16 protein-coding genes are annotated in these 18274 nt (G+C 70.8%); 8 read left to right on the forward strand and 8 right to left on the reverse strand.

Annotated features, from left to right (window positions below):
- The 5 genes from KBY19_RS27405 to KBY19_RS27425 form a co-directional block, all read right to left on the reverse strand.
- Positions 1–1755, reverse strand: a 1755-nt coding sequence (locus KBY19_RS27405) for a beta-ketoacyl synthase N-terminal-like domain-containing protein (RefSeq protein ID WP_210966916.1), incomplete at its 3' end; no start/stop codon positions are given.
- A gap of 28 nt (positions 1756–1783) precedes the next feature.
- Positions 1784–2662 (reverse strand): DUF5995 family protein, encoded by an 879-nt coding sequence (locus KBY19_RS27410; RefSeq protein ID WP_210966917.1) that lies wholly within the window; start codon positions 2660–2662, stop codon positions 1784–1786.
- Positions 2663–2821: 159 nt separating this feature from the next.
- Positions 2822–3838 (reverse strand): 3-oxoacyl-ACP synthase III family protein, encoded by a 1017-nt coding sequence (locus KBY19_RS27415; protein WP_210966918.1) that lies wholly within the window; start codon positions 3836–3838, stop codon positions 2822–2824.
- 73 nt (positions 3839–3911) lie between these two features.
- Complete coding sequence (locus KBY19_RS27420; protein ID WP_099885896.1) at positions 3912–5537, reverse strand: AMP-binding protein; 1626 nt, start codon at positions 5535–5537, stop codon at positions 3912–3914.
- A 53-nt stretch (positions 5538–5590) separates the two neighbouring features.
- A complete protein-coding gene (locus KBY19_RS27425) occupies positions 5591–6598 on the reverse strand; it encodes an acyl-CoA desaturase (protein ID WP_099885897.1) in 1008 nt (335 codons plus the stop codon).
- A gap of 569 nt (positions 6599–7167) precedes the next feature.
- Here KBY19_RS27425 and KBY19_RS27430 point away from each other — a divergent pair.
- The 5 genes from KBY19_RS27430 (at position 7168) to KBY19_RS27450 (ending at position 11625) form a co-directional block, all read left to right on the forward strand.
- A complete protein-coding gene (locus tag KBY19_RS27430) occupies positions 7168–7419 on the forward strand; it encodes an acyl carrier protein (protein ID WP_099885898.1) in 252 nt (83 codons plus the stop codon).
- Positions 7416–8282 (forward strand): cyclopropane-fatty-acyl-phospholipid synthase family protein, encoded by an 867-nt coding sequence (locus KBY19_RS27435; RefSeq protein WP_099885899.1) that lies wholly within the window; start codon positions 7416–7418, stop codon positions 8280–8282. The genes KBY19_RS27430 and KBY19_RS27435 overlap by 4 nt, the downstream gene beginning before the upstream one ends.
- Positions 8283–8352: 70 nt before the next feature.
- Positions 8353–9678 carry an FAD-binding oxidoreductase gene (locus KBY19_RS27440; protein ID WP_185019072.1) on the forward strand — a complete coding sequence of 442 codons (1326 nt, stop codon included), beginning with the start codon at positions 8353–8355 and terminating at the stop codon, positions 9676–9678.
- A complete protein-coding gene (locus tag KBY19_RS27445; RefSeq protein WP_210966919.1) occupies positions 9675–10685 on the forward strand; it encodes an SDR family oxidoreductase in 1011 nt (336 codons plus the stop codon). Before KBY19_RS27440 ends, KBY19_RS27445 begins: the two co-directional genes overlap by 4 nt.
- Before the next feature lie 22 nt (positions 10686–10707).
- Positions 10708–11625: an SDR family NAD(P)-dependent oxidoreductase gene (locus KBY19_RS27450; protein WP_185019074.1), complete on the forward strand. Its 918-nt coding sequence runs from the start codon at positions 10708–10710 to the stop codon at positions 11623–11625.
- On the opposite strand, the gene KBY19_RS27455 is transcribed toward KBY19_RS27450, so the two are convergent.
- Positions 11600–12337: a 4'-phosphopantetheinyl transferase superfamily protein gene (locus KBY19_RS27455; protein WP_307843638.1), complete on the reverse strand. Its 738-nt coding sequence runs from the start codon at positions 12335–12337 to the stop codon at positions 11600–11602. The genes KBY19_RS27450 and KBY19_RS27455 overlap by 26 nt on opposite strands.
- A 41-nt stretch (positions 12338–12378) precedes the next feature.
- Positions 12379–12702 carry a response regulator transcription factor gene (locus KBY19_RS27460; RefSeq protein ID WP_099886999.1) on the reverse strand — a complete coding sequence of 108 codons (324 nt, stop codon included), beginning with the start codon at positions 12700–12702 and terminating at the stop codon, positions 12379–12381.
- 253 nt (positions 12703–12955) lie between these two features.
- Here KBY19_RS27460 and KBY19_RS27465 point away from each other — a divergent pair, with 253 nt between their 5' ends.
- Both KBY19_RS27465 and KBY19_RS27470 read left to right on the forward strand, forming a co-directional pair.
- A complete protein-coding gene (locus KBY19_RS27465) occupies positions 12956–13921 on the forward strand; it encodes a beta-ketoacyl-ACP synthase 3 (RefSeq protein WP_210966929.1) in 966 nt (321 codons plus the stop codon).
- A 452-nt stretch (positions 13922–14373) separates the two neighbouring features.
- Positions 14374–15615, forward strand: coding sequence for a cytochrome P450 (locus tag KBY19_RS27470; protein ID WP_185019076.1), 1242 nt, complete (start codon positions 14374–14376; stop codon positions 15613–15615).
- An 18-nt stretch (positions 15616–15633) separates the two neighbouring features.
- Here the strand turns inward: KBY19_RS27470 and KBY19_RS27475 are convergent, their stop codons facing one another.
- Positions 15634–16842, reverse strand: coding sequence for a cytochrome P450 (locus KBY19_RS27475; RefSeq protein WP_210966921.1), 1209 nt, complete (start codon positions 16840–16842; stop codon positions 15634–15636).
- 294 nt (positions 16843–17136) lie between these two features.
- On the opposite strand from KBY19_RS27475, the gene KBY19_RS27480 reads away from it, so the two are divergent.
- The gene (locus KBY19_RS27480; RefSeq protein WP_210966922.1) at positions 17137–18210 is read left to right on the forward strand and encodes a hypothetical protein; all 1074 of its coding nucleotides are present in this window, start codon (positions 17137–17139) and stop codon (positions 18208–18210) included.
- The last annotated feature ends 64 nt before the right edge of the window (positions 18211–18274 follow it).

Below are 18274 nucleotides of genomic sequence, written 5' to 3' on the forward strand. Positions count from 1 at the left end.
GGTGTCGTTGGGTGGTTCTTGGAGGATGAGGTGGGCGTTGGTGCCGCTGGCGCCGAAGCTGGAGATGGCGGCGCGGCGGGGTCGGTGGGGTGTGGGGTGCCAGGGTTGGGGTGTGGTGAGGAGGGTGAGGGGGGTGTTGTTCCAGTTGATTTTGGGGGTGGGTTGGGTGATGTGGAGGGTTGGGGGGAGGGTGTGGTGGTGGAGGGCGGTGATCATTTTGATGGTGCCGGCGATGCCGGCGGCGGCTTGGGTGTGGCCGATGTTGGATTTGAGGGAGCCGAGGTGGAGGGGTTGGTGGGTGGGGCGGTGGGGGGCGTAGGTGTTGTGGAGTGCTTGGGCTTCGATGGGGTCGCCGAGGGTGGTGGCGGTGCCGTGGGCTTCGATGGCGTCGATGTCGTGGGGGGTGAGGTGGGCGTTTTTGAGTGCTGCGGTGATGGTGCGTTGTTGTGCTGGGCCGTTGGGGGCGGTCATGCCGTTGCTGGCGCCGTCTTGGTTGATGGCGCTGCCGGGGATGAGGGCGTGGATGTGGTGGCCGTTGTGTTGGGCGTCGCTGAGGCGTTCGAGGAGGAGGATGGCGAGGCCGTCGGAGAAGCCGGTGCCGTCGGCGGTGGCGTCGAAGCTGCGGCAGCGTCCGTCGGGGGACAGGGCGCGTTGGCGGGAGAATTCGATGAAGACGGTGGGGGTGGCCATGACGGTGACGCCTGCGGCGATGGCGAGGGTGCTTTCGCCTTGGCGTAGGGATTGGATGGCCAGGTGGGTGGCGACCAGGGAGGAGGAGCAGGCGGTGTCCACCGTCAACGCGGGCCCCTGGAACCCGAACGTATACGCCACCCGACCGGACGCCACCGCGCTCAGCGTGCCCAGGCCCCAGTAGCCCTGCAGGTTTGTGCGGTCCGCATGGGCCAGATAGGCGTAGTCGGTGCCGGTCACCCCGGCGAAGACGCCTGTCCGGCTGCCGCGCATGCTCTCCGGGTCGATGCCCGCGTTCTCGAACGCCTCCCACACGCCCTCCAGCAGCAACCGCTGCTGCGGATCCATCGCCAGCGCCTCGCGTGGGCTGATCCCGAAGAAGTCGGCGTCGAAGTCGGCCACGTCCGGTATGAAGCCGCCGCCTTGGGCTGAGGTGGTGCCGGGGTGGTCGGGATCGGGGTGGTACAGCTCCTCCACGTTCCAGCCCCGGTCGGTGGGGAAGCCGGAGATCGCATCCCGGCCCTCGGCCACCAACCGCCACAACTCCTCCGGCGAGTTCACCCCGCCCGGAAGGCGGCAGGCCATCCCCACCACCGCGATGGGATCGTCCTCGGCGTGCGGCGAAACCGCATCCGCGCGGGCCCGCCCCTTGCTCCGGGTCGGCTCCGCGTCGGTGGCCCCGCTGCCCGCCGCGCCGCCGTCCGTGGCCGAGTCACCCGTGTCTCCGCCACCCGTGGTTGCGTCCCCGGTGGCGTCGGCGGCTGTGGGCAGACCGAGCCGGGAGAGCAGGTAGTCGGCCACCGCGTGGGGGGTCGGCTGGTCGAAGAGCATCGTCAGCGGCAGTTCGACGCCGTACAACCGGCCCAGCTGCTGGGTCAGTTCGACAGCCGCCAGCGAGTTGTAGCCGTAGTCCAGGTACGGCCGGGACGGATCGATGTCGGTCGGTTCCTGGCCGAGGAGCGCCGCCGTCTCCGCCAGCACGACGTCCAACACGACGCGGAGCCGGTCATGGGCAGGTGTCCGTGCTGCCTGCTCGGCCTGCGGAGTGCTCGGTTGCTCACCCACTGACTTGTCACCCTTTCGAGAGCCGGCACTACGCGGTGGCCACCGTGAGCGCGGCGTCCGTAGTGCGCCACACCAGCGCGATCTCGGCCTGGACGATCGGCCTGACCGGAGGAATCCGCAGCGCGAGGCCGTTGACGAAGACGATCGTGTACATCACGGGGCCGGTCGTCGCCACGAGCGACCAGACGCCGCTCAGATCCACCCCGTACGCCTCTTTCGTCGTCTTCACGACGAGGCTGTTGTGCTTCAGGAGGGCGCCGGTCACCGTCGCGTAGTCGGGGGCGTGCCGCAGCCCGGTGTCCACGGTCGCGAGCGTGTGACCGATGTCGACGGTGAGGTGGGCGTTGTAGCCCGCCATGGCCACCCGCGCCGGCGATGTGTCGCAGTGGTGCGCCAGGTCGTAGTACCGCTTCCAGTGCGGTGGAGTGGGCCGCCCGAGGAACTCGTCGTGCACGGTCGCCAGGTACCGCCGCAGCAGTTCCGGTGTGAAGGCGTGCCCGAACGCCGGGTCGTGGAACGCCGTCCCGCGCAGCAGAGGCTGCATGACGGTGCGCTCCATGGCGTCGAGGCCGACGGCGAACAGCCCGCGCCGGTCCTGGTGGCGTACCAGGATCGCGGTGATCCGCCGGGTCCGGGAGACCTGTTGGTCGAAGCGGTCCAGCGGGTCGTCACCGGTGAGGGTGGAGGTGTCGGACAGGGCGACGACGGACCGTACCTCCGAGGCCGACAGCGGGGTGCCGCATGCCGTCGAGACCGAGGGGGGCGGGTCCGCTTCCGACGTACCGGCGGCCGCGACCGGGGCCGTCGACACCACCGCCACGGCGAGGGCGGTGCCGATGAGCATGCCGCGCAGCGCGGATCGCCGGGGTCGGCGTGCTGGGCGCTCACCGGTCGTCGTCGCTTGCATCTGTTTCTCCGTCACGTTCGTGCCGCGACCAGGTGCGGGTCGCCACGCCATTGCTGAGTCGAGGTCCGGCCCGAAGGCCGGACACCAGGGGAACGGGGAACTGGGGGACGGGGGAACGGGGCCGGGTGCCGGTCCGGGGCGGATGACGAGCGGGACTGTTCAGAAGCGGAGGGCGGCGGCTGCGGCGAAGTCGCCCGCATGGGCGAACCCGGCGGTCACCACCAGGTCGCCCGGCTCGATGCGGCCGTCGGTCAGCGCCCGGTGCAGCGTCACCGGCGCGGCGGCCCCGTAGAGGTTGCCGTACAGGTCGTAGGTGTCCGGATGACGTTCGGGTGGGATGCCCAGCGCAGTGCGCCAGTTGCGCAGGAAGATCCGGTTCGGCTGGTTGGTGACGAGTACGTCGATGTCCTCGACGGCGAAGCCGTGCTCCTGGGCGAGTTCCCGGACCAGTTCGGGCACGATGCGATTGCCGAAGTCCAGGGTCTCCTTGGTCTTCGCCGCGTCGAACTGCACGTCCAGGACGCTGGAGCCGCTCTCCCAGTAGTACCGGCCGTCCTCGGTCGCCATGCCGACGTCCCGTGCCGTGGCGGGGGTGTTGCGCGTGCGCACCCCCAGCAGCCGGGAGGGGGCGTCGGCGGTGAGGTAGGCGACGCCGCATCCGTCGCCGGCCACCACGCTGTGCTGCTTGAAGCGGTTCCCCGGCTGGGCGAAGATCTGCCCGGCCGTGTTCTGCACATTGGCGATCAGCGCGCCACGGGCTCCGTGCGCGGCCATCAGTCCCGCGGCGATCTTCAGCATGTAGGGGAAGGACGCGCATCCTCCGTTGTGCAGGTCGATGATCGACTCGGGTGTGATGCCCAGCCGGTCGGCCGTGTCGGCCCCGCATCCGGTGAACAGGTCGTCGGGCAGCAGCACATTGGTGAGCAGCAGGTCCACCTCGGCCGCCGGGTCCACCCCGAGCCGTTCGAACATCGGCAGCGCGGCACGTTCGATCAACTCCGCTGCCCGGTCTCCCGGCTTGACGTGGTGCCGCCACTGCGGAGGGCGCAACAGCGGGCCGTTGTCCATCGGGCTCAGTTCGAGACCGGCCGCCAGATACGTCTCCACACCGACCGGCTCGTGCGGGAGATGGCTGCCGGTGCCCGCGATGCCGACGGCAGAGGGCAAGACAGTCATGTGTCGCGTCCTTCCTGTGGTGACTCGGGCGGGGCGGTGCGCGGTGAACGGGCGCGCCTGACGCGCCCGTGTCTCAGGCCAGGGCCACCCGTGCCACCGGTTCCAGCAGTTCGTCCTGGAGCAGCGACCGGCAGCGGAAGCGCTGGATCTTTCCGCTCGGTGTCTTGGGCAGCGTGCCGCGCGGCAGGAACAGGCACTCGGCGAGTGCGACTCCGGCCCGGTCCATGGCCAGCGACGCCGCCTCCTCGGCGAGGGGGCGGAAGTCGCGCGGCTTTCCCATCGCCTCGGCCAGCAGCACCAGCTGCGCGCCGCCTGAGCCCCCCGCCTCGACCACGGCCGCGCAGCCCTTGCGGATGTGGGTCAGGGAGTCGACGGCCGATTCGATCTCCGAGGCGTACACCTTCCGGCCGCCGACCGAGAGCATGTCGTCGAGCCGGCCCGTCACATACAGCTCGCCCTCGTGCAGGAAGCCGAGGTCACCGGTGTGCAACCGGCCGTCCCGGAAGCGCTCGGCGGTCCGCTCCGGGTCCCGGTGGTAGCCGGAGGCCAGACTCGGCGAGGAGACCTCGATCTCGGCGACCTGCCCGGCCTCTCCCGCGTGCACCGACACGCCCGGCAGGGCGACACCGTTGGACACCAGCCGGGAGGCCCTGGGGTGCTCGGGCTCCACCTCGACCGCCGAGCCGTCCACGAGGGCGAGCCGGTCGAAGGACAGCAGCCGGGGCTTGTGCTGCCAGGGCTTGCCCGTCACGGCCAGGGTGGCCTCCGCCATGCCGTACGCCGGCTGGAACGCGGTGTCGGACAGGCCGAAGGGCCGGAACTTCTCGGTGGCCGCCGTCAGGGTGTCCCCGTCGATGCGTTCCGCGCCGATGACGGCCGCACGCAGCCGCAGCTGCCGGGGCAGCGAACCCTTGCCCTGTGCACGGGTGGCCAGATGCACGGCCGTACTGGTGCCCGCGGTCATCGTCGCCTCGTACTCCGACATGTCACGGAACCAGCTGCGCGGCGCCATGCCGAACCGCTCGGGCGTCGAGAGGACGAGGTCGAAGTCGTACGCCCACGAGTACAGCAGGCAGCCGAACATGCCCATGTCGTGGGAGAGGGGGAGCCAGGAGACCACGGTGTCCGCCCCGGGGCGCCCGCCCGTCAGCTGCAGGATGATCTCCAGCTGCCGCTCGACCGAACCGGTCGTCAGGGCACACCCCTTGGGCGTGCTGGTGCTGCCCGAGGAGTACTGGATGAACGCCAGCTCGTCGCGGCCGGGCGGGGAGGGGTCCACCGAGCCGCTGCCGTGCAGCGTCGCCCAGCCGCGGATCGGCACCTGCGCCGCCAACTCCCCCGGAACGAGGGGGACCAGCTCGTCGTCCAGCAGGAGCAGCGTGGGCTCCAGCCGGGCCGACAGCGCGACCAGTTGCTCACCGTACGCCTGCGCGCTCTGGCCGCGGGTGGGCAGCGGCAAGGAGGCCACCGCCCCGCCCGCCAGCCAGATCCCGAGCAGCCCCCGCACGGTGTCGGGGGTGTTGGTCAGGACGCAGGCGACCCGGGTGCCGGGCCGTACGCCCAGTTCCCGGAGCCGGGCAGCCATGCCGTGTGCGTCCCGGGCCACCTCGCGCCAGGGCAGGTGCTCGAACTCGTCGCCGGTCCACGCGTGGAGCACCGCACGCGAGGACCCGTTGGTGAGGGCGTTGAAGAAATCCATCGAACCCCTTGTCTCGTCGCCCGGTCTTCCCGTCACCGCACCCCGGTGGGTGGCTACTCCACGTCCACCAGAGAGGTGTCGGAGTCGCGGGAGCGCTCCGCCATGGGAGCCAGCTTCTGCTGGCCCTCCAGCAGCTGACGGCGGTCGAGAGATGCGCCGTCCACCCGGCTGATGCCGGCCTCCCGCAGGGTCAGCCGTTCGCTGTCGATCCGGATGACCTTCCAGGCCAGGCGGGTCTTCTCCAGGCACCAGATGAGGATGGCGCTCAGGTCGACCTCGTACCACTTCATGCCGTGCCGGGCCGAGCGCGGGAAGGCGTGGTGGTTGTTGTGCCAGGCCTCGCCGAAGGACGGCAGCGACAGCCAGGCCACGTTGCGCGACTCGTCGGTGGTCTCGAAGCGACGGCGCCCGAAGTAGTGGCCGATCGAGTTCACCGCGTACGTCATGTGGTTGATCAGGAAGATCCGTACCAGCCCGCCCCAGACCACGCCGGTGAGCGCGGCGTACAGCGAACCACCGGTGATCGCGAAGGCGAGGATTCCCGGCAGCAGCACCCCGGCGGTGACCACCAGCAGCAGATGCTCGCTGAGCCAGCGCAGCGGCTTCTCCCGCACCAGGTCGGGGCAGTAGCGCATGGGCTCGGAGGTCAGCTTGACGTCGAAGAGCCACCCGAGGTGGGAGTGCCACAGCCCGGCCATGGCCCCCTTGAAGCCGGGCGGGAAGTCGAGGTGGGGGCTGTGCGGGTCGCCCGTCTTGTCGGCCACCCGGTGGTGCTTGCGGTGGTGCGCGGCCCAGATGAGCGGCGGTCCCTGCCCGGCCATGGCGCCGGCGGTCGCCAGAGCGACACGGACGGGCCGGTACGTCTCGAAGGAGCGGTGCGTGAGCATGCGGTGGTAGCCGGTCGAGATGCCGAAGCCGGAGATCACATACATGATCACCAGCACCACGACGTCCGACCAGTAGAAGACCTTGTTCCACAACAGGGCCATCGCGCCGAAGACCGCGATGAGCGGGATCACCGACGCTCCGAGCATGAACCAGCGATGTTCTCGGCCGTCCATGGGGCTGTCATCTCCCAGAAGTTGGCTGACTGCTTGGAGTCGTGCTGCCACCGGGCCGGTGCGCGCGGCGCGGGCAGGAGCGGATGGACGCGGGCAGGATCGAATGGAAGGACGCGATCGTGGCGGCGAGGCGGTCCGGCGAGGGTCGGCCGGGTCGCGGGCCGGACCGTCGCGGTCGTTCGTGCGGGACAAGCTAAACATCCCCACCGACGTCCCGTCAGCCGGAATCCGGCGTACGGCATTGCCCTTTGGAGCAATGCCCCAAAGGGCAATGGCAGCTGCCGCCACCGGTCTCGTAGCGTGAAGGCCTTCCGTACGCCGCAGGCGGCCGGAATGCCCCTGGGCACCTGTGCCGCTAGCGTCTGCGGCTGTCCCACGACTGGCGCAGCGAAGTAGCTGCGTGAAGCGTGAAAGTACATGAAGGAAGGGTTTCCGCGCGACGTGCAGGCGCGGCACGAAAAGCGTGCGACGCGTATTCGCGAGAAGCATCCGGGAAACAGTCAGGCCTGTGCGAACAGATCACGCGTGCACCGTCCGGCACCGGGCACGTCCTCATGGGAAGGTATCCGTTGATTACCGCTGAAGAGATCTGCGAACGCATCGCCAAGAAGCTCGGCAGCAAGGCGTCGACGATGACGCTGAACGCCGACACCACCTTCGAGTCGGTGGGCCTGTCCAGTCTGCAGATCGCCGATATCGTCTACGGCATCGAGGACGATCTCGAGATCACGTTCGACGAGAGCCAGGCGGCCGGCGTCAAGACGGTGGGCGATCTGGTGAAGCTCGCCGAACAGGCCGCCTCGGACACCTCCGCAGCGTGACCACCGTCGCCTACCAGGGGGCCACGGCGGAGTCCATCCGGCACCACTACGACGTGTCGAACGACTTCTTCGCCCTGTGGCTGGACGCGGACCTCACCTACACCTGCGCGCTGTGGGAGGGCGACGAGACGCTGGAGAGCGCACAGCGGCGCAAGCTCGACTATCTGATCCACCAGGCCCGTGCCGCGGGCGCCCGGCGGGTCCTGGACATCGGATGCGGCTGGGGGAGCCTGCTCGCACGCCTCGTCGAGCAGCACGGCGTCGAGCACGCGGTGGGCCTCACCCTCAGCGACAGCCAGGCGGAGCTGCTGCGGGCCCGCGAACTGCCCCGCACCGAAGTGCGGGTGGAGAACTGGCTGGAACACGAACCCGAGGGAACCTACGACGCGGTCATCTCCATCGGGGCCTTCGAGCACTTCGCGCGCACCGGGCTGACCCGGCCCGAACGGGTGGCCGCCTACCGGGAGTTCTTCACACGCTGCCGGGACTGGCTCCCCAGCGGCGGCAGACTCGCGTTGCAGACCAACATCAAGGGCAACAACGTGCGGATGGACCGGCAGACCGTGCGCGATCTGCTGTTCATCATCGAGACCATCTTCCCGGAATCGGAGATTCCCGCGTTGTCGGAAGTCGTCGAGGCGAGCGAGAAGCACTTCGACGTCGTGACGCTCCGCAACGACCCGGATCACTACAGCCGGACCTGCGCGGAATGGCTGCGGCGGCTGCGCAACAACCGGACGGCCGCCGTCGAGAGCGCCGGAGAGCGTGTCGTCGCCGATTACGAACGCTATTTGGGCGCGACCGTCGGCCACTTCGACAACCGTCACCTGGGGCTGTCGCGTATCACCTTCGAAGCCACCTGACTTTCCCTCTCGCATTCCCTCTCGAAGCCGGCTGATTTCGGCACAACCATGGCCTGTCGAGGAGCGCTCATTGGACGCGTACAAGCACGTGGTCTACTGGCACGACACCGAGCGGGTGACACCCCGTCCCCCGCTTCGGGGAAACGCCGACTGCGACGTCTGCGTCGTCGGCGGCGGCTTCACCGGCCTGTGGTCCGCGTATTTCCTCAAGGAAGCCGAACCGGCCCTCGACATCCGCGTCGTCGACGCCCGCCACTCCGGGTACGGGGCCTCCGGCCGCGCCGACGGCTTCGTCACCCCCACCATCGGCAAGGACATCCAGGCGCTGGTCGAACGGTTCGGACCGCAGCGCGCGCTGGAGGCGTCACGGGCGGTCGGCAGGTCCATCCTGGAGCTCGGCAGGTTCACCCGGCGCAACCGTATCGACGCCGGGTACGAGGCCAACGACTACCTCATGGTCGCCACCAGCCCGGCACAGCTCAGACGCTTGGAGGACGACCGGGCCCTCGCCGAGCGGATGGGCGCGGCACAGCCCGGCATCCTGCCCTCGGACGCCACCCGGGCCCTGGTGGACTCGCCCGCCCTGCTGGGCGGCCTGCGCACCGGGGGCGCCCTCGTCAATCCGTTCAAGCTGGCCCGGGGCATCGCGAGGGTGGCCGAGGAGAGGGGCGTGACCCTCTACGACGACTCGCCGTGCCTGCGCGTGGAACCCGGGGTGCGGCCCACCGTCGTCACCGCAGGCGGTCGGGTGAAGGCCGACAAGGTCATCCTCGCCACCAACGTCCACATGGACGCCTTTCCCCCCTTCCGCCGCAAGGTGGTGCCGGTCTGGACGTACGCCATGGTCAGCGAGCCGCTGACCGACGCCCAGCTGGCCCGGGTCGGGTGGGAGGGGCGTGAGGGCCTGGTCGAGGCCAAGTCCCTGCTCACCTGCGCCCGGCTCACCCAGGACAACCGCGTCCTGTTCGCCGGAGGGCCGGCCCCGTACTACTTCGGCCGGGACAAACGGCAGCGGAACATGAACCGCGCCGGTGTCTACCGCGCGATCCACCGGGAGTTCCTGCGCTTCTTCCCCCAGTGGCAGGACGTGCGCTTCACCTACGCCTACGGGGGAGTGGCCGATGTGGTGCGCGACTTCGCCCCGCACTTCGGCACCCTGGCCGGCGGCTCCGTGCTGTACGGATACGGCTACTGCGGCAACGGGATCGCGGCCACCCACACCGGGGGCAAGGTGCTGCGTGATCTGACGCTCGGCAAGGAGACCGACTACGCGCGGCTGCTCTTCGTCGACGGCGCCGATCGCAGGCCACCCGCCTCGTTCCCGCCCGAGCCGGCGCTGTTCGCCGGTGTACGCGCCGCGACGCGGCTGATGGACTGGAAGGACGCACGGGCATGAGCCGTCCCCGCACTGTGCTGCTGACCGGGGCGTCCGGTGTCGTCGGCCGCGCCGTACTGCGCGAGCAGCACCCCGACCGGCTGCGCATCATCCCGGCCGCCCGCAGCGCGCCGGTACCCGAGGCAGCCGAACCGGTGCTGCGCTGCGATCTGACCCGCGAACGCCTCGGGCTGGACGCGGACAGCTACCGGGCCCTCGCGGCCGAGGTGGATGTCGTCATCCACTCCGCCGGGCTGACGGAGTGGGGGTTGCCGGCCGAGCGCTACCGCCCCGTCAACATCGACGGCACCCGGCAGGTGATCGACTTCGCCGCGCAGGCGGGGGCGACGGTGCACTTCATGAGCACCGAATTCGTCGCCGCGCTGCTCCCCGGCGCGCCCGCACAGCTGCGGTCGGAGAACATCTGCCGCAACTACATCGACTCCAAACGGCAGGCGGAGGAGCTGCTGCGGGAGAGCGGACTGCCGCACACCGTCTTCCGGCCGACCAACCTCATCGGCGACGCCGTGACCGGATGGACATCCCGGGGGCAGATCGTCCAGCAGATGTCCGACTGGCTGCTGCGCGGCCGGGCCCCCTTCGTACCCGTCCACCCGGGCATCCGGATGGACTTCGTGGCTCAGGACCTGCTGGCCAAAGCCGTCGTACGGGCAGTCGAACTCGGCGACGACGAGGGCGCCTTCTGGGTCTCCTACGGGCCCGAGGCGATGGATGTCGAAGGCTGTCTGCGCGTCCTGGCCAAACACGCGGCGGCCGTGGGCCGGACGTTCACTCCGCCACCGCTGGTGGACGCGGACACGCTCGACCCGGACGAGATCGACCGGCGCGACCCCATGACCCGCGCCTATCTGTCCGTGCTGCGCGACGTGGGAGAGGTCACCCGGTGCAGCGGCGGAGTCCTGCCCACCTCCATGCCGATGCTGCGCAGCCGCTACGGCATCCCCGTGGTCGACGACACCGCGGCCTACGCGACCAGCCTCGCCTACGCCGCCGAACACCTCGGCTGAACCCCACGGAAGGACACTGGTGGTGAACGAAGTCTGGAAGGCGCCGGATCTCGGCGGGAAGGTGGCCGTGGTCACCGGAGCGAGCCGAGGCGTGGGGCGGGGCGTCGCGCTGGCACTGGGCGAAGCCGGCGCCACCGTCTACGTCACCGGACGCAGCACCCGGGACGGGCGGCGCACCGAGGATCTGCCGGGCACGGTGGAGGACACCGCCGAGGAGGTGACGCGGCGCGGTGGCACAGGCATCGCCCTGCGCTGCGACCACGGCGTCCCCGAACAGAACGAGGCACTGGCCGAGCGGCTGAGCGTCGAGCAGGACGGGCTCGACCTGCTGGTGAACAACGCCTGGAGCGGCTACGAACGCTCCCACGAGGTCCGGTTCGACGCACCGTTCTGGGAGCAGCCGCTGTGGCGCTACAGCCTCTGCGAAACCTCCCTGCGCGCACAGTACGACGTGACGCGACGACTGGTGCCGCTGATGCTGCCGCGGCGCAGCGGACTGATCGTCGGTATCAGCTTCTCGGACGGCGACATCTACCTCGGCCAGGTCGCCTACGACGTCTTCAAGACGGCGGCCGACCGGATGTGCCGAGGTTTCGCCTCGGACCTGCGCAAGCGGGGCATCGCCGCCGTCGGTCTGCACCCCGGTTTCGTGCGCACCGAACGGGTCGAGGCCGCCTGGGAGGCGCTGGGCAGCGGCCCGGCCTCGGTCGTGCACTCGGCGGAGTACGTGGGGCGGGCGGTGGCAGCGCTGCTGGCCGACCCCGACGTCATGGAGCGAACCGGCCAGGTGCTGGCCACCGGTGACCTGGCGGCCGAGTACGACTTCGACGACGTGGACGGCAGGCGCCCGCCGGTCTTCCGCCTGGAGGGACGGATGAGCCTGGCCACCAGGATGGACAGGCTGAACCGGGTGGTCAGGAAGGCGGGGCAGCAGCAGTGAGGCGGCGGGTGCAGCGCAGCACCGGGCAAGGGCCGTCGGTGTCCGTGTGCCGCACGGCCACCGCGGCCTGGTATCCCTCGGGCACCGGCACGTCCCGCAGCACCCAGTCGGCCGGCCCCCGCGGGGCAGGAGCCGGTGCGAAGCGCTCGGCGAGGCCGACATGGTGAGCGCCGAGCCCGCCGGCGAGTCCCGAGCCGACACCTTTGAGGTACGCCTCCTTCCGTACGAGGCAGCCGAGCACGGCCGGGGCGCGCACAGCCGTGGGCAGGGTGGCGAGCGCGCGTTGTTCGTCCGGGTGCAGCCGCCGCCCCGCCCGCTCCAGACCGTCACGCACCAGCTCCTCGGACTCGATGTCCGCCCCCACCGGGGAGGAGGAGAGCGCGAGGAGCGCCATGTCCCCGGCGTGCGAGAACGAGAAGTGCGCCTCGGGCCGTCCGGCCACGGCGGGCCGTCCGTGCGGACGCCCGCACCCGGGCATCCCGCACTCTTGCCGGGAGAACACGAGCGCCCGCGGGTCCGTCCCCAGGTGTGCCCCCAGGAACAGCCGCAGCCCCACATGGGAGGTGACGAAGCGCTCGCGTGCGACCGGGTCCTGGAAGGCGGCGGCCCGTCGCCGCTCCTCGGCGTCCAGCACGTCGGCGGCTTTACGCGCAGCGGTGACGTGCCCCGGGAGCCACAGCAGCTCCACCGCCACCTCGTGGACACGGGGCACGTCCGCCGCTCCGTCCCCTGTGACGGGGCCGGTCATGGCGGCTACCGGCCGTCGCCGTCGGGCCGCTCCGGCAGCAGGTCGTCCGTCCATTGCATCGACAGCAGTACGGCCTCGACCCTGGACCTCAGCCCCAGCTTGCGGGTGATGCTCGTCAGATGTGCCTTCACCGTCCGTTCCGCGATCCCCAGCCTCCGGCTGAGGACCCGATTGCTTTCGCCGGCTGCCAGTACCCTGAGAACCTCGCGTTCACGGTTGGTCAAGGTCTGCAATGCGGACCTTTTCGCCGACAGCGTGCTCACGCGCGCTCCGGCGGTTTCCGTTAAACGCGGTGAGCCTTCCCAGTCCGGCCGTTCATCCCCGTTCATCGTGCACTCCAACTTCCCGAGGCTCGCCTCGTCGCAGGAGAAATACTGATCCGGACACACCCCGCTGTCCGCTCCGGCTGATGTCCGCTCCGGCTGAAACCGGAATGACAGATACCGGTACCCCGCGGGCTTCGGAGGGCGGTCGGATAGCTTCTCCCAGTCATCCTCGCACTGCCGTACTCCGTCTGCAACACCCGCACGAGTCCAGGGACATGACGACGCATCAAAGATTTGGTGGGTGAATGGTTTGTCAATTCCAAAACCTTCGTATGCGGGCGGAGCCCCCGGCTCGCGGATCGCGGCGGTAGCCGCCAGCCGACCGGAACGGGTGGTGGGAAACGCGGATTTGGAGAATTCTTTAGGCGTCTCACCTGAATGGATCGAGCGCCGTGTGGGCATACGCGAAAGGCGATTCGCAGGGCCGTGCGAGTCCATCCCCAGAATGGCGGCGCATGCCGCGTCCAAGGCGCTGTCCTCGGCCGGCCTGACACCTGACGACGTCGATTTGCTCATTCTGGCGACCTGTTCGATGCCGTCACCGATGCCGGGCGGTGGCGCGCTCACGGCCGCGGAGCTGGGCATACCGACCGTCGGCGCGTTCGACGTCAATGCGGCGTGCGCCGGATTCTGCTACGGCCTGGGGGTGGCCGACAGCATGGTGCGGGCGGGTACCAGTGGCTGCGTACTGGTGGTCGGCGCGGAGCGGATGACGGACTGGGTCGACCCGGAGGACGTCAACACCGCCCCCATCTTCGCGGACGGAGCCGGCGCGGCCGTGGTGAGGGCGGCGGAGCACACCGGTATCCATCCGGTGGTATGGGGCGGGGATGGTGGGCGAGCCGCACTCGTGGCCATCCCCGACCGCTGGAGCCGTCTGACGATGCGGGGCCAGCCCGTCTACCGGTGGGCGACCACGGAGCTGGTGGCGGTCGGAGTGGAGGCCTGCCGACGTGCTGGGCTCGCCCCGGCGGACCTGAAGGGCCTGGTCGTCCACCAGGCCAATCTACGGATGATCGAACGCATGGCTGAGGGCCTCGGCGCGGTGAACGCGGCCGTGGCCCGGGACGTGGTGGAAAGCGGCAACACCTCGGCGGCCTCCGTCCCCCTGGCGCTCTCGCGGCTCATCGATCTGGGCGAGGTGCGTTCCGGCGATCCGGTGCTCCTGCTCGGCTTCGGCGCGGGGCTCAGCTACGCGGGGCAGGTGGTGGACTGCCCGTAAGAGCAGAAGGCAGCCGGCAGCCGGCAGCCGCGGTCGTGCACGCATGCACGGGCGGGGTCAAAGGCCGCCGTATGGAGGCCTGTTGACCAGTAGGGCAGAGGGGTGAGCAGCTTGCTTCCGCTCTCTGGCGGCGGGCGCGCGCGTGTGGTTTGCTGCTGCGCGTCGGGCCGGCCCTCGGCCGGCAACTTCGCGCAGAACGGGGACGTTCATGGCCAAGCGCATGCTGTTCAAGGCGGCGAGCAAGCTGGGCATCACCGTCAAGGGGGCGGCCGGCGCCTACCCCTGGGTTCCGTAGACACCTGTTGACGTAGACACCTGTTGAACCCCTAGGCACCGCGCCACGGCAGTTCCACGGCGGCCCGGCCCCGGCATCCACCGGGGCCGGGCCGCCCGTGCCTGAGCTCTGCCGGCACTGTCCGGAGGCTGCCGGCATGTCCGAAGGAGAGGGATCCGTGCTCCGTCCACCCGCGCCCACGGGGTTCTCACCCGCCGAGTTCCTGGAGAGATACGAGCAGGACCGCCTCGGCACGCTCGGCTCCGCCGTCCGGCGGCACGGCCCGGTCGTACAGCTCGCCGAGGGCACCGTGCTGGTCAACGACCCCGCCGCGGCGCAGGAGGTGCTGCGCCGCACCAACACCGACTTCCTCGTCACCAGCACCATCCGGCGCGACGAGGTGAGCGGCGTGCGCGACGATCCGGCCACGCAGGAGTGGATGCGCGGTCGCCGGGCCACCCAGCGCGGCATGTCTCCCGACCCGCTGCGTGAGCACCGGCGGTGGCTCACCTCCGCGGCCGACGCGCTGTGCCGGCAGTGGCGGACGGCGGGCGACATCGCTGACCCCCTCCTCGGCCTGGAACAGCTCACCGCCCGGTCCTTCACCACCTACTGCTTCGGTTCGCGGGACGCCGGCCCGGTCCCCGCCCGCACGGCCGAACTGCTGGCCTCCATCACCCCGCTGATCGCCAGCCCGTTCCAGCTGCCGCGGGCGCTCCGGCGGCTTCTCCCGCGCTACCGCCGCTCGGTGCGTGCGCAGAGCGCTCTGGAGGACGAGTTGCGCAGCGCGCTCGCCAGGCCCGGCAGCGGTGGACTCGTCGACGCCCTCACCGCCTCCGGACTCGGCACGGAAGCCGTGGTGCGCATCCTCGTCTCCAGCGGTCTGGCCTCCTACCGGGTGCCCGCGGCCGCTGTCACCTGGTGCCTGGTCGCCCTGGCCGACCACCCCCGGACGGCCGAGGCATGTGCCCACGCACTCCACTCGGCGGAAGAGGGGAGTGTGCCGGAGTACGTACGGTGGACGCTCGCCGAGACGCTGCGGCTCTGGCCGCCGAACTGGCTGATCGTGCGCACCGCGCGAGGCGAGCAGGAGGCCGCGGGCTGGCGGATACCCGAGGGCGCCGCCGTACTGATCTCCCCGTACGTGCTGCACCGGAGCACGGCGACGTTCGGCGACGACGCCGACCGCTTCCGCCCGGAGCGCTGGCAGGACCTGAAACCGGAAACCGGCACCTATGTGCCGTACGGCATGGGCACCCGCTGGTGCGTCGGCAAGGCGCTGGCCGATGTCGAACTCTCGACGCTGGTGAGCGCCCTGGCCGGCTCGCTCCGCTTCACCGTCACCAGCAGGGCGCCCCGGCCGGACGTCCGCACCACCCTGCTGCCGGCGGGACTGACCATGAGCGTCACCGCCCGGTGACGGCGTCGCTCACCCTGCTCACCAGCGGACGGGCAGCCGCCGGATGCCGCGGGGCACCAGGCTGGACAGCCGGTCGGCCGGCGGTCCGTCGGGCGCGAGTCCGGGCAACCGGGTGAGGAGCGTGCGCAGGACGATGCGCCCCTCCAGCCGGGCCAGCGGAGCGCCGAGGCAGAAGTGCGCCCCATGGCCGAAGCTCAAGTGCCCCCGGCCGCCTCTGCGGATGTCGAAACTTTCCGGCCGGTCGTAGCGGGCCGGATCGCGGCCGGCGTCCGCCGCGGCGATCAGCACCACGCCGCCGGCCGGTACGACGCTGCCGCAGATGTCCGCGTCCTCGACCGCGATGCGCGGGGTCGACGTCTCCACCGGGCTGTCGTAGCGGAGCATCTCCTCGATCGCTCCCTCCAACAGGGTGTCCGGTCCGGAGCGCAGCGCAGCCAGCTGCTCCGGATGGGAGAAGAGGGCGCTGATCCCGTTGCACAGGAAGTTCACCGTCGACTCGTGCCCGGCGATCAGGAGGAGGAAGGCGGTGGAGAGCAGTTCGTCCTCCGAGAGCCTGTCGCCCTCGTCGTCCACCGTGTGGATGAGCGCGCTGAGCAGATCCGGCCCCGGGTCCGTGCGCTTCGCCGCTATCAGGCCCGTCAGATGAGCGACCGCCTCCCGGTGTGCGGCGCGGGCGGAGTCGCCGCTCGTGGGGGCGACGACCTCGTCCGACCATCGGCGGAACGCCTCCCTGCCGATGTCCGGGACACCCAGCAGCTCACAGATCACGGTGAGCCGCAGCGGGAAGGCCACGGCGTCGACGAGATCGGCGCGCCGCTCCGGTGCCTCCAGCATCGCGTCCACCAGCCGGTCGGTCAGTTCCTGGATGCCCGGGGCCAGCGTCGCGACCCGGCGCGGTGTGAACTCCCGCGAGACGAGGCGGCGCAGCCGGGTGTGGTCGGGCGGGTCCGCGAGCAGCATGTGCGCGTTTCCCGGGTTCTCCAGTGTCGTCGGCGTCGGCAGGCCGGTGGCCAGGGCGCCGTACCGTCGCCAGTCCCGGCTCAGCCGGGGATGTGTGTAGGCGACCCGAGCCGCCTCATGGCCCACGACCAGCCAGAAGGATTCCTCCCCGTCGGTGGTCACCCGGTGCACCGGTCCCCGCTCCCGCAGTGCCGCGTAGGCCGGGTACGGATCGGTTGCGAAGTCCGGGTGCAGCTCCAGGAGGTTGACCGGACGGGCATCGAGCATGGGGACCTCCGGCACAGGACGGCGGTGGGGGACTCACCCTAGGAGCCGGGCGGGGCCCACGAACAGACCGCCCTTCGGGTCCGGAGGACGGATCGGGAGGCCTGCGGCGATTCGCCGTGATGAGTGGTTTGCCCCCCTGCCATGAGTGGCCTGTCTCCTCCCGTGGGCACTGTCGTGAATGCCGCACAAGGAGGCGGAGAGGGGGAAGGCTGAGCAGTACTCGGGTCGTAGATCGCCCGGATCGGCGGGGCCGCGACATGCGGGCCCCGCCTCCCATGAAGGAGAGAGCACAGGGTGGACGTCGCACCGGACGGGCGCATGGCGTCCGTCGAGGCAAGCGCAGTACAGGCGCGGGTGAGCGAGGCGCTGGCGACCAGCCGTGCCCACGCGGCGGCAGCGGCGGCCGGAGAGGTACCGGGCACGGGACGAGCCGGTTCGGCTGTCCGGTGCGGTCATGCACATGAGCTGAAGCCGTGGCATCCCGGCGTGCACGCCGCGGCGTTGCACATGCTGAGCACGCCGCGCGGTGCCGGACCGCGGTGGCACTGTCAGGAGGCGACGCGCCTGGAACTGCTGGCGGCGCGGAGTGCGCGGCGCGCCGCGCACTCTCCCTGTGCGGCGTGGCGCACCGATCTCGCGCCTCCCGAGACGCACTTGTCACAGGCGGTGGCACGCGCCGTCCGCGACGCCCCATGGCATCGGAAGTCGGCCGAGCGCCCGGCGGCGCAGGTCGCCGACGTGGTGGGGCGGTGGGGCGGTCCTGAGCGGGCGGCGTTCTGCGCCTCGGCGTGCCTGCTGGCCCAGGTGTGGCCCTCGATACTGGCCGAACTGTCCGTGCTGGTCCGCCAGGTCGGGGTGGTCGACGGCTCCCGGATCGCCGGGTTCACCGACTTCACCACGCACGGCGCCATCTTCGTCAACCGGCGCCGGATGGTCCGCCACGGGAAGGGCGTCCCTGCGGTCGTCCGGTACGCGGAGGCACTGGTGCGCGGGGGCACGCACACCCGCTGCAACGCCGCACAGGTGACAGCTCCGTTCCTGCGCGACGAACGGGACCGGCCATGGGCGCAAACCCCGCCGCGGCCCGGCTCACGGCCGTCGGCGGCATTGTTCCGGCAGTTGGTGGCCCTGGTCCGGTCGCGTGAGCTGTACGCCAGGGTGCTCTCCGCGGCGCCTGCTCCTCCCGTGGTTCGCGGGGCGGCCGAGCAGGCGATCGGCGAGCGGTATCTGCTGTTGGACGGGCAAGCACGCCGGGCCGCGGCCGGACTGCTGCCTCTTCGAGGGGCGCTCACCGAGCACGGGGTGCGCGTCCTCACGCAGGTGGAGAAGACGCTGGCCTCCCATGTCACCGCCGCGGTACCGGAGTGAGGCCGGAATCCCGCGTGCCGCCGGCCGCGCTGCCGCCGGCGGCACGCGGGAACGTCTGGCACCG

It is taken from the genome of Streptomyces sp. B15 (assembly GCF_018070605.1).
GTDB lineage: Bacteria > Actinomycetota > Actinomycetes > Streptomycetales > Streptomycetaceae > Streptomyces > Streptomyces smyrnaeus.